The 10,718-nt window shown below is 64.9% G+C and carries 12 protein-coding genes, 1 other RNA gene and 1 pseudogene; 13 read left to right on the forward strand and 1 reads right to left on the reverse strand.

All coding sequences use genetic code 11. The features are described 5' to 3' along the window. Positions 1 to 29 precede the first annotated feature (29 nt). The 13 genes from ACFQ50_RS20135 (at position 30) to ssrA (ending at position 10,331) form a co-directional block, all read left to right on the forward strand. Positions 30 to 1,253, forward strand: a complete 1,224-nt coding sequence (locus ACFQ50_RS20135) for a CpaF family protein (protein ID WP_377997399.1) — start codon at positions 30 to 32, stop codon at positions 1,251 to 1,253. After that, positions 1,253 to 2,107 carry a type II secretion system F family protein gene (locus ACFQ50_RS20140; protein WP_377997400.1) on the forward strand — a complete coding sequence of 285 codons (855 nt, stop codon included), beginning with the start codon at positions 1,253 to 1,255 and terminating at the stop codon, positions 2,105 to 2,107. Before ACFQ50_RS20135 ends, ACFQ50_RS20140 begins: the two co-directional genes overlap by 1 nt. Next, entirely contained in the window at positions 2,104 to 3,045 is a 942-nt protein-coding gene (locus tag ACFQ50_RS20145; RefSeq protein WP_377997401.1) for a type II secretion system F family protein, read from the forward strand. The genes ACFQ50_RS20140 and ACFQ50_RS20145 overlap by 4 nt, the downstream gene beginning before the upstream one ends. Positions 3,046 to 3,112: 67 nt before the next feature. Then, positions 3,113 to 3,361 (forward strand): hypothetical protein, encoded by a 249-nt coding sequence (locus ACFQ50_RS20150; RefSeq protein WP_377997402.1) that lies wholly within the window; start codon positions 3,113 to 3,115, stop codon positions 3,359 to 3,361. A gap of 3 nt (positions 3,362 to 3,364) precedes the next feature. Next, positions 3,365 to 3,760, forward strand: a complete 396-nt coding sequence (locus ACFQ50_RS20155) for a TadE family protein (RefSeq protein WP_377997403.1) — start codon at positions 3,365 to 3,367, stop codon at positions 3,758 to 3,760. A 157-nt stretch (positions 3,761 to 3,917) separates the two neighbouring features. Next, entirely contained in the window at positions 3,918 to 4,313 is a 396-nt protein-coding gene (locus ACFQ50_RS20160) for a hypothetical protein (protein ID WP_377997404.1), read from the forward strand. Positions 4,314 to 4,378: 65 nt separating this feature from the next. Next, positions 4,379 to 4,792, forward strand: a complete 414-nt coding sequence (locus tag ACFQ50_RS20165) for a pilus assembly protein TadG-related protein (protein ID WP_377997405.1) — start codon at positions 4,379 to 4,381, stop codon at positions 4,790 to 4,792. Positions 4,793 to 4,864: 72 nt separating this feature from the next. Beyond that, complete coding sequence (gene prfB, locus ACFQ50_RS20170; protein ID WP_377997406.1) at positions 4,865 to 5,980, forward strand: peptide chain release factor 2; 1,116 nt, start codon at positions 4,865 to 4,867, stop codon at positions 5,978 to 5,980. A 173-nt stretch (positions 5,981 to 6,153) separates the two neighbouring features. Beyond that, on the forward strand, positions 6,154 to 6,930 hold the full coding sequence (gene ftsE / locus ACFQ50_RS20175; protein WP_377997407.1) for a cell division ATP-binding protein FtsE: 777 nt from the start codon (positions 6,154 to 6,156) through the stop codon (positions 6,928 to 6,930). Continuing rightward, positions 6,927 to 7,841 carry a permease-like cell division protein FtsX gene (gene ftsX, locus ACFQ50_RS20180; RefSeq protein ID WP_377997408.1) on the forward strand — a complete coding sequence of 305 codons (915 nt, stop codon included), beginning with the start codon at positions 6,927 to 6,929 and terminating at the stop codon, positions 7,839 to 7,841. Before ftsE ends, ftsX begins: the two co-directional genes overlap by 4 nt. A gap of 45 nt (positions 7,842 to 7,886) precedes the next feature. Next, positions 7,887 to 9,254 (forward strand): peptidoglycan DD-metalloendopeptidase family protein, encoded by a 1,368-nt coding sequence (locus ACFQ50_RS20185; protein ID WP_377997409.1) that lies wholly within the window; start codon positions 7,887 to 7,889, stop codon positions 9,252 to 9,254. 115 nt (positions 9,255 to 9,369) lie between these two features. Then, positions 9,370 to 9,840 carry an SsrA-binding protein SmpB gene (gene smpB, locus ACFQ50_RS20190; protein ID WP_377951175.1) on the forward strand — a complete coding sequence of 157 codons (471 nt, stop codon included), beginning with the start codon at positions 9,370 to 9,372 and terminating at the stop codon, positions 9,838 to 9,840. Between the two features lie 122 nt (positions 9,841 to 9,962). Then, positions 9,963 to 10,331, forward strand: a transfer-messenger RNA (tmRNA) gene (gene ssrA / locus ACFQ50_RS20195). A 58-nt stretch (positions 10,332 to 10,389) separates the two neighbouring features. On the opposite strand, the pseudogene ACFQ50_RS20200 reads toward ssrA, so the two are convergent. Continuing rightward, a pseudogene (locus ACFQ50_RS20200) lies at positions 10,390 to 10,718 on the reverse strand (IS481 family transposase); the annotation flags it as partial.

Genomic DNA, 10,718 nt, shown 5'->3' on the forward strand with positions numbered 1-10,718 from the left:
CTGGGGGCGGCAGTCGTTCGGGGGAATTCATGGATGCAGTACGCATTGTCGAGGATGAAGTCCGGGAGCTGATCCGTCGGCGGGGTCTCGATCCGTTGCATCAGACTGCCGAGGTCAGGCGGCTCGTGGAAGCAGCCATTACCGACTACGACGAGCGTGCCCTCATGGGGCCGCTTCCGCCGCTTGGCCCGCTGGAGTCAGCACGGCGGTTTGTCTTTGATGCTGTGGCCGGGTTCGGGACCCTCCAGCCCTTGCTGGATGATCCGGGGATCGAGGAAATCTGGATCAACGCACCGACGGAAATCTACGTTGCGCGGAACGGTGAATCCGAACTCACATCACTGAGTCTTACGGACCAGCAGGTCCGGGACCTGGTTGAGCGCATGCTGAAGAGCTCGGGCCGGCGGTTGGACATCTCATCGCCCTTCGTGGACGCGGCCCTTCCCGACGGGTCCCGCCTGCACGTGGTCATTCCGGACGTCACCAGGCGCCACTGGGCCGTCAACATCCGCAAGTTCGTTGTGAAGGCAACCCGGCTGGATCACCTCGTGGAACTCGGCACCCTGACTCCGCAGTCCGGGCGCTTCCTGGGCGCCGCCGTCGCGAGCGGACTCAACATCCTGGTCTCAGGAGCCACGCAGGCGGGAAAGACCACGCTGCTGAACTGCCTCGCAGCCAGCATCGGCAGCCGCGAGCGCGTCGTTACGGTGGAGGAGATCTTCGAACTGCAGTTTCCGCTGCGCGATGTTGTCGGCCTGCAATGCCGGCAGCCCAACTTGGAAGGCGAAGGGGAGATCCCGCTCCGCCGGCTGGTCAAGGAAGCCCTCCGGATGCGGCCCGACCGGCTCGTCGTAGGTGAAGTGCGGGAAGCAGAGAGCCTCGACATGCTGATCGCCCTCAACAGCGGCCTTCCCGGGATGTGCACCGTCCACGCAAACTCGGCACACGACGCCGTGACCAAGTTGTGCACGCTGCCGCTGCTCGCAGGGGACAACATCTCCAGCGCGTTTGTGGTTCCTACCGTGGCCTCGTGCATTGATCTGGTGGTGCACTGCAGCCGCCTTGCGAACGGGCGCAGGCAGGTGACGGAGATTCTCTCGCTGGGCAGGCGGGTCGAGAACGGAATCATCGAGTCCTCCATGATCTTTTCCATGATCGGCGGCGTGCTGGAGCCGACGGCCAACACCATGCCGGCTGAGGAAAAATTCGCGAGGGCCGGCTATGAGGTCGCGGCACTCCTGGATCCGCGCTGATGGCTGCGCTGTTAGGGGTTCTGACGGGTGCCGGTCTGTTCCTCATCTGGTGGTCGGCCTGGGACCAGCCTGCGCGCCCCAAGCGCGGACCGCGTACAAGCCGTCTCCATGACCTGCTGCTGTCTGCCGGCATTGAAAAGGTCACCGCTGCCGGTCTCATCGGCAGCTGCCTCGGCCTTGGCGCTTTTGCGACACTGGTCTTCTTTGCCGTGAGCAGATCCTGGCCGATTTCATTTTGCTTCGGCTTGTTCGCTGGCTGGCTTCCGGTGGCGGTGGTGAAGTGGCGCGCCAAGCGACGCACCGCCGTCCTGCGGCGGGTGTGGCCCGACGTCGTCGATCACCTTCGGTCGGCCATCCGGGCAGGGCTGTCCCTTCCGGAGGCACTGATACAGCTGGGAGACAAGGGACCCGAGGAGCTGCGGCACGTGTTCCGGGACTTCGGCTCGGATTACCGTTCCGGCGGCCAGTTCGACGCGTCCCTCAACAGGCTCAAGGAAAGGCTGGCGGACCCTGTAGCCGACCGGATCATCGAGGCACTCAGGCTCACCCGGGAGGTGGGCGGCTCCGATCTCGGCAAGCTGCTCGGGACCCTCGCCGAGTTCCTGCGCGAAAGCGCCCGGACCCGGAGTGAGCTCGAAGCACGGCAGTCGTGGACGGTCAACGCTGCCCGGCTGGCCGTCGCGGCGCCGTGGATTGTCATGCTGCTGCTCGTCAGCCGTCCGGAGGCCGTGGCTGCATACAACACCCCCATGGGAGCGGCCGTATTGTTGGGAGGCCTCGTCGTCTCGCTGGTGTGCTACTCGGTCATGCTGAAGATCGGAGCCCTCCCGGAGGAAGAGCGGGTGCTGCGATGACCACAGCTCCAGCGGCCGCGATCGTCTGTGGTGCACTCCTCGGTGCCGGTCTGTGGCTCCTCTTCGTCAGGCTCCCGTTCATGCGGTCCGTCAGTTTCGTGGAGCGCATCGAACCACAGCTCAGGTCCCAAAACCTTGAATCGAGGCTCCTGCGGGCGGAAGAACGCGTCCTCACTCCGTTTGGTCCCCTCGAACGCATACTCCGCCCGCTGATCAGGGAAGCCACCGCCAAACTGGCCCGGTTCAACCTCGGCTCCACAGCCCTCAGCCGCAGGCTCGCCCAGGCGCGAATTGAGAAGTCTTCCCTGGATTTCCGGGCCCAGCAGCTGTTGTGGGCACTCTGCGCGTTTATCGCTGCAGTCAGCGTCATCGTGGCGGCAGCGCTGACCGGGAGGTTCAGCCCTGTTCTGGCCGTGGCGGTCTCAGTCGGCAGCGGAATCGGCGGATTCCTTTTCCGTGATTACTGGCTGGGCGTGCAGATCAAGCGGCGGGAGGCGCGGATGCTGGCCGAGTTCCCGAGCCTGGCGGAAATGATTGCGCTCGCCGTGGGCGCCGGGGAAAGCGCCACCGGGGCCCTCGACCGCGTCTGCAGGACGGCCCGGGGCGAGCTTTCCAAGGAATTCAGCAGGGTCCTGTCTGAAACCCGGGCGGGGAAGCCCCTGGTGGAGGCGCTGCAGGAGTTTTCCGCCCGCACGGATCTGGGGCCGCTTATCCGCTTTGTTGACGGCATCATCGTGGCTGTGGAGCGCGGAACGCCACTGGCCGAGGTCCTGAGGGCCCAGGCCCAGGACGTCCGGGATACGGCCAAGCGCGAGCTGATGGAGTCGGCCGGCAAGAAGGAAATCGCCATGATGGTGCCGCTTGTCTTCGGCGTACTGCCCCTGACAGTGGTGTTCGCCGTGTTCCCCGGAATAGCAGCGCTGAGCCTGAATTTTTGACGCCGCTGCTCCGGCAACCGCCGGCAGGGGCCATGCCCAACAAACAACTCGGAGAAAAGGGAAGCACATGACATTCATGGCCAGGCACGGACTTGCACTTGTCGCCGCAGTGGCGGCGCTGATCGGTCACTCCTTTGCCGCGGCACCGCGCCCAGGGAAGATCGCGCCAGCCTCCGACCATCCTGAGCGCGGGGATGTGCCCGGTTGGGTCATGATCACCTTGATGTCGGCGGTCTTAGTTGCTGCGCTGCTGGCATTGGCCGGTCCTGCCCTGGAGGCCATGTTCAACCAGGCAATGGACACGGTCGGAAAGTAGCTTGTGGACGGGACCCGCGCGGAAACCTCCGGGCGCGAGTACGGCGCTGCCGTGGTCGACTTTGTGCTCGTGGGCGCCCTGTTGACCATGTTTTTTGTGTCCATCATCCAGCTCGCGCTCATCCTGCACGTCCGGAACACACTCATCGACGCTGCGGCGTCCGGCGCCCGGTACGGGACCCTGGCCGACCGCGGTGCCGACGACGCCAGGCGCCGCACCGGCGAACTCATCGGTACGGCACTCAACGCCGACTTTGCCCGCGACATCGAAACGCGCGAGGTCACTTTTCAAGGGCTGCGGACGCTGGAAGTGACTGTCAGGGCCCCCTTGCCGGTCATCGGTTTGATCGGTCCGCGCGACGGGCTGGAGGTCACCGGACATGCTGCGATCACCGGCTGACCGCGGGCGGCACATCAGCAGCCGTGTTGTGCGGAGGCTCCACGAGGCTCTGTGTCTCGAGAGTTCAACTGCTCTCGGCGCGCGGGGCAGTCTCGGAGCCCATGGCGCAGGCGACCGGGAAAAGCCAAGGGGCGACGGCGGGCAGCGGGGGAGCGCGGTGGTCGAGTTCACGTTCCTTGGACTGCTCCTCATGGTGCCCGTGGTCTATTTCATCATCACGGTTGGCCAGATTCAGGGCGGCTCTTTCGCCGTGGTGGGAGCCGCGGACCAGGCGGCCAAGGTCTTCGTGACGCAGCACGATGCATCGTCCGGGCGGGCTGCCGCAGAGCAGGCCACCATGGTTGCCCTTGCCGACTATGGCCATCCCGCCGGGAACGCCGGCGTCGAAATCCGCTGTGACTCCGGCGGCGACTGCATGGCGGCGGGCTCCGCGGTCACTGTCACCGTACGGCTCACCGTGCCGCTGCCTTTCGTGCCCTTTGGCGAAGCACTTCGGCTCAACGCCGGCCAGCTGAGCGCCTCGGCCACCCAGGTCGTGGGCAGGTTCCGTTGACACCTCCCACGGCCGGCCGTACTCCCACCGGATCAGCGCCGACGAGCCGTGATGAGGACGGGCAAATGACGGTCCTCATCATCGGGTTCGTCATGCTGGCCCTGCTGGTCGGCACCGTGGTCATGGCCGCGTCCAGCCTTTACATCGAGCACAAGAAACTCCTGTCGCTCGCGGACGGCGCGTCGGTGGCCGCCGCCGACTCCTACACGCTCGGCCAGGTCGAAACGGCCGGCGGCACTCCCTCGGCCCTGCTGAGCGGTGACCGGGTCCGGAACGTCGCGGGCGACTATCTCAGCCGCAACGGCGCCTTCGGCCGTCTCGACGGGCTGGCCGTCGCGTCCGGAACGGGGACGCCCGACGGTTCCACCGCCGTCGTGGTTCTCAGCGCCACCGTGCACCCGCCGGTGGTCAACTTCCTCATCCCGGACGGCATCACCATTGCGGCCTCATCCACCGCACGCTCGCGGCTGACCCGCTAGGCGAGTCCGCCGCTGCTGCCAACCGGGTCACCGTCCGGGCGGTCAGGGCGGATAGCGTACGCTTAAACAACCATGGCTCAAATTGATTTTGCTGCAGAAATCCGCGCGCTGCGCGGCACCTATACCTCCATCGAGAACGTCACCAATGTCGAGGCGCTCAAGGAAGAGATCGCAGAACTGAGCGAGCGTGCCGGCGAGCCGGACCTCTGGGATGACCCTGCGGCTGCGCAGGTCATCACCTCGCGGCTGTCGCACCGCCAGTCCGAGCTGGAACGGCTGAACACCCTGGTTTCGCGCATCGATGACCTTGAGGTGCTGGTGGAACTCGGCCAGGACGAGGACGACGCCGACTCCATGGGGGAGGCGGAGACCGAGCTGGAGTCCATCCGCAAGTCGCTGAAGGACCTTGAGGTTGTCACCCTGCTCTCCGGCGAGTATGACGAGCGCGAGGCCGTGGTGACCATCCGCTCAGGAGCCGGCGGCGTCGATGCCGCAGACTTCGCCGAGATGCTGCTGCGCATGTACCTGAGGTGGGCGGAGCGCCACGGCTACCCGACCACCGTCATGGACACCTCCTACGCCGAGGAAGCGGGCCTCAAATCTGCCACCTTCGAGGTCAATGCGCCGTACGCTTTCGGCACGCTCAGCGTCGAGGCCGGAACACACCGGCTGGTCAGGATCAGCCCGTTCGACAACCAGGGGCGCCGGCAGACCTCCTTCGCCGCAGTGGAAGTCATCCCCCTCATCGAACAGACCGACTCCATTGACATCCCGGACAACGAAATCCGAGTGGATGTCTTCCGCTCGTCCGGCCCCGGCGGCCAGTCCGTCAACACCACCGACTCGGCCGTCCGCCTGACCCACATACCCACCGGCACAGTGGTGTCCATGCAGAATGAGAAGTCACAGCTGCAGAACCGCGCCGCCGCGATGAGGGTGCTCCAGTCGAGGCTCCTGCTGCTGAAGAAGGAGCAGGAGGACGCGGAGAAGAAGGCATTCGCCGGCGACGTCAAGGCGTCCTGGGGCGACCAGATGCGCTCCTACGTCCTGAACCCATACCAGATGGTCAAGGACCTCCGGACCGAGCACGAGGTGGGAAACACCACCGCTGTGTTGGACGGCGCCATTGACGATTTCATCGAAGCCGGGATCCGCTGGCGCACTGACAACCGCAACGCCGAACGCTAGGCGCATCAGGAGGCAACGGGCCCAATCCCGCGACACGCCCCTCTGACTCCCGCCTGAGCATGGCAGCCCGTGCGTATAGTCGAGAGGCCGGAGCTCTACTTCCCCCTAGCGAAAGCCCCCGCACCGGTTGCAGACCATGCCCTTAAAGCCGTGTCCTGCAGGGTCTTAGGGTCATGATCCGATTCGAAAATGTCACCAAGGTCTACGACCAGAAAGCCAGGCCCGCCCTGGATTCTGTCAGCCTTGAAATTGACCGTGGTGAATTCGCCTTCCTCGTCGGCGCGTCAGGATCCGGCAAGTCCACGTTCCTGCGCCTCGTCCTCAAGGAGGACCGCGCCACCTCCGGCACGGTCTACGTCGCCGGCCAGAACGTAGCCAACATCTCCAGCTGGCGCGTGCCCCGCCTGCGCCGCGGAATCGGCGTGGTGTTCCAGGACTTCCGCCTGCTGCCGCAGAAAAACGTGTTCGCCAACGTGGCCTTTGCCATGCAGGTCATCGGCAAGAGCCGCAGCGTCATCCGGGACACCGTCCCGGAGGTGCTCAAAACCGTAGGCCTCGAGGGCAAAGAGAAACGCATGCCCCACGAGCTCTCCGGCGGTGAACAGCAGCGCGTGGCCATTGCCCGCGCCGTGGTCAACCGCCCCGGCATCCTGCTGGCCGACGAGCCCACCGGCAACCTGGACCCCACCACGTCCATGGGCATCATGGGGGTGCTGGACAAGATCAACCAGAACGGCACCACCGTGGTCATGGCCACCCACGACGACGACATCGTTAACGAGATGCGCAAGCGCGTTGTGGAGCTCAAGAACGGCAAAGTCATCCGCGACGAAGCCCGGGCCCTCTACACATCGATGATTCCCGTGGTCGGCCAGTCCCGACGGCTCAAGGACGCCAGCGGACGCGATGACGAGGCAGCCCGCGACCAGGCAGGGGAGGACCGGCTGTGAGGCTCCAGTTCATCCTTGGCGAGATCGGCGGCGGCCTGCGGCGCAACCTGTCGATGGTGGTTTCCGTCATCCTGGTGACCTTCGTGTCCCTGACCTTCGTGGGTGCCGCCGGGATGCTCCAGCTCCAGATCAATCAGATGAAGGGCTACTGGTACGACAAGGTCCAGGTGGCCATCTTCCTGTGCGGTGAAGGGTCGACGGCGGCCGGTTGCGCCTCGGGACCGGTGACGGCCGAACAGCAGGACAACGTGCGGACCCTGCTGGAATCGCCCGCGGTGGCCCAGTACATCAACGACTTCCAGTTCGAGTCCAAGGACGACGCCTACAAGCACTTCAAGGAGCAGTTCTCGAACTCTCCCATCGTCGATTCGGTTACGCCGGACCAGCTTCCCGCCTCATTCCGGATCAACATGAAAGACCCGGAGAAGTACCAGATCATCAGCGAGACCTTCGCCTCGCAGCCGGGCGTGGAAACTGTCATCGACCAGCGGCAGGTCCTGGAGCGGCTCTTCTCGGTGATGAATGCGGCGTCCCTCGTGGCAGTGAGCATCGCCGGAGTGATGACGGTGTGCGCCATCCTGCTCATCGCCACCACCATCCGGCTCTCGGCGTTCAGCCGGCGGCGGGAAACCGGCATCATGCGGCTCGTGGGCGCGTCAAAGACGGTGATCCAGCTGCCCTTCATCCTCGAGGGCGTCATCGCCGCGGTCATCGGCGCCGCCCTCGCGTCCGGAACGCTGTGGGCCGTGGCCCACTTCTTCCTGGGCGAATACCTGTCCAAGCAGTATCCGGACACAGCATTCATCTCGCCGGCACAGACCCTGCTCCTCGCCCCGGCCCTCATCGGGCTGGGCGTTGTACTGGCGGGCACTTCATCTCTGCTCACGCTCCGCCGATACTTGAGGGTGTAGGCCATGCTCACCGAAGGAATGCCCATGATGAGTTCCGGCAGGCCCATGCGAAAGAGCCCAGCGGGGCGTCAGCGCAGAATTCTCAGTGCCGCAGTGGCACTGGTGCTGGCCGCGAGCCTGGGTGCGTCAGCCCCTGCCGCTTATGCAGACGACCTTGAGGACCAGCAGGCGGCCCTGAAGGCCGAAGCCGCCCGGGTCCAGCAGTCGCTCGAATTCGTCGATGCAAAAATTTCGAAAGCGGCCGGGGACCTCGTGATCTACCGGGGACAGCTTCCGGCCGCCCAGCAGGCGCTGCTCGAGGCCCAGGGCCGCGTGGCGAGTGCCGTCAAGGAAGTGGAAGCACTCGCTGCCAGGGTGGATCTGGCGCAGCAGAACAAGGCCAAGATCACCCAGCAGCTGGATGCAGACAAGCAGAAGATCGCCAGCACGAAGAAGCTGATCGGCCAGATCGCCACGCAGGCCTACAAATCCGGCGGCGTTCCCTCGGACCTCACCCTCTTCTTCGGTTCCAACAACACCGGCAGCCTCACTGACACGATGGACCTGGCTGACCAGGCGCTGCGCAGCCAGAACTCCGCAATGGACAAGCTCACCCAGCAGAATGCCACCAACGTGAACTCGCAGGCCCGGCTGCAGGCGGTCGAAGCCGAGATCAAGGACCTCAAGGCCAAGGCCGACGCGGCGCTTGTCAAAGAGAAAGCCGCCCGCGACGAGGCCGCCGCCAAAAAGGCCAAGGTGGACAAGCTCATCGCCGACACCACCCGCCTGAACAACGAACTCGAGGCCGCCAAGCCCGGCATCCAGAAGAAGCTGGCTGGAGTCAAGGCGCGCCAGGACGCCGTCGCCGCAGAAATCAAAGAGCGTGACCGCAGGCTGCGCGAGGCGTGGCTCGCCGAGCAGCGGCGGATCGCCGCAGCTGCTGCCGCCGCTGCTAAGGCCAAGGGCGAGCAACCCGCGCCTTACGTGCCTCCGGTGGCCGGCCCGCCGTCGGCCTTTGGCCTCCGCCACCCGTTCCCCGACAGCGTACCCATCACCTCCGGTTTTGGATGGCGTGCGACGCCGCCCGGCACCATCGACTTCTACGGCACCGGCGGCTACATGCACACGGGCATTGACTTCGGTGCCGCCTGCGGCACGCCGGTGTACGCGGCCGCAGCCGGCACGGTTTTCTCGGCCGGCTGGGCGGATGACGGCGGCGGAAATAACGTCAAGATCTCGCACGGCGTCGTCCAGGGCAACTCGCTGACCACGATCTACTACCACAACACCAGCGTTGTGGTCTCCGTCGGGCAGCAGGTCAGCCAGGGCCAGCTCATCGCCTACTCGGGCACCACGGGAAACTCCACCGGCTGCCACTCACACTTTGAGACCTGGCTGAACGGTGAAGCGGTTGACCCGATGCGGCTGCTCTGACAAGGAAGGGCCGCCGCCTGACGGCTCAGGCCCGTCGGCGCACCTGCCGTAGAATAGTAAGACTTTGTTCCGGTGCCTCCGGAACAGCCAGTACCGAGAACTGAGGAGTTGAACCGTGCCCAAAGAAAGTGGCCGTAAAGTCGTGGCCACCAACCGGAAGGCCCGGCACGACTACCACGTCCTGGACACCTATGAGGCGGGCATCGCGCTCATGGGGACGGAGGTGAAGTCCCTCCGCGAGGGCCACGCGTCCATGGTTGACGGGTTCTGCACGTTCTACAACGACGAGCTCTGGATGGAGGGCATCCACATCCCTGAGTACAACCAGGGAAGCTGGACCAACCACGCGGCGCGCCGGCGGCGGAAGCTTCTGCTGCACCGCGAGGAGCTCATCAAGATCTCGCACAAAATCCGTGAATCGGGCTTTACCATTGTTCCTCTGCAGCTGTATTTCGTGGACGGCCGGGCCAAGGTGGAGATCGGCATCGCCCGCGGTAAGAAGGACTACGACAAGCGCCAGACCCTTCGCGAGCAGCAGGACAAGCGCGAGGCCCAGCGCGTCATGCGGGAACGCAACCGGCGCTAGGACTGAAAAGCCGACGCGCCCTTCGCCGGCTGGAATGATTGTCCTCGCCGATGCGTTATGATGAATAGTCCGGCAGGGAACTGGTCCAGAACCTTGGCCCTGCCGGTTTGGCAACAAAATACGGGGATGATCGGTTTCGACGATGTTAGTCGCGACAGGTGAAGCGGGCCGAGGATGCAGAATTATCTCGTAAACGCTGTCTGCAAACCAATAAGTGCCGAATCTAAGCGCACTGACTTCGAACTCGCTGCTTAAGCAGTAGTTCAGTCCGTCAGCCCGGGGATGCTATCGCCCCGGATCCTGGCGTCATTTAGATAGCCACTGCTGTTTGCTCCCGTCATCGGAGTAAACGGGACTCTTTGATGACTGGGCCCGGATCAGCCGCCTGTTTGCAGGACGGCTGGGGCCGAGAAAATCCGACGCAAACTGCGCCCGGAGAAGCCCTGACAACACGACATCGGACGGGGGTTCAATTCCCCCCATCTCCACAATTGTGAAGTCTCGGGACATCGACTACAGATGTCCCGAGACATCGGCTACACCCCCGGTCTACGGACCGGGGGTGTTTTGTTTTTTCGGCTGGTAGCCGCGGGCAGGATCGATGGTGAACTCGGCGAGGATCTCGCCGGTGCCGTGCTCGACGGCGGCGACGTCGGCGTCCCGGACGAGCAGGATGATGCGCTTGTGTTTGTGGGCGCGGCCAATGCCGAGGTGCCGGAGGCGTCCGGCGTGGCGAAGGGTGACCTTGCCGTCGGCGTCGACGCGGTCGGTGCGGATCCGCCCGTGTTCCCCCTGGGCGGCGATGGCGGGCGCGGCCTTGGGGGTCGCTGCGTAGGCCTCGGAGGGTGTGCGGCGTCTGAGGGCGCGGTGTGGCCGTT

The organism is Arthrobacter sp. NPDC056493 (assembly GCF_042795115.1).
In the GTDB taxonomy this organism is placed as follows: domain Bacteria; phylum Actinomycetota; class Actinomycetes; order Actinomycetales; family Micrococcaceae; genus Arthrobacter.

Excerpts from the sequence above, each read along its gene's own strand:
- ACFQ50_RS20145 (WP_377997401.1), top strand. The coding sequence starts at position 2,104 with ATGACCACAGCTCCAGCGGCCGCGATCGTCTGTGGTGCACTCCTCGGT.
- ACFQ50_RS20135 (WP_377997399.1), top strand. The coding sequence starts at position 30 with ATGGATGCAGTACGCATTGTCGAGGATGAAGTCCGGGAGCTGATCCGT.
- ACFQ50_RS20165 (WP_377997405.1), top strand. The coding sequence starts at position 4,379 with ATGACGGTCCTCATCATCGGGTTCGTCATGCTGGCCCTGCTGGTCGGC.
- ACFQ50_RS20185 (WP_377997409.1), top strand. The coding sequence starts at position 7,887 with ATGCGAAAGAGCCCAGCGGGGCGTCAGCGCAGAATTCTCAGTGCCGCA.
- ftsE (WP_377997407.1), top strand. The coding sequence starts at position 6,154 with ATGATCCGATTCGAAAATGTCACCAAGGTCTACGACCAGAAAGCCAGG.
- prfB (WP_377997406.1), top strand. The coding sequence starts at position 4,865 with ATGGCTCAAATTGATTTTGCTGCAGAAATCCGCGCGCTGCGCGGCACC.
- ACFQ50_RS20150 (WP_377997402.1), top strand. The coding sequence starts at position 3,113 with ATGACATTCATGGCCAGGCACGGACTTGCACTTGTCGCCGCAGTGGCG.
- ACFQ50_RS20140 (WP_377997400.1), top strand. The coding sequence starts at position 1,253 with ATGGCTGCGCTGTTAGGGGTTCTGACGGGTGCCGGTCTGTTCCTCATC.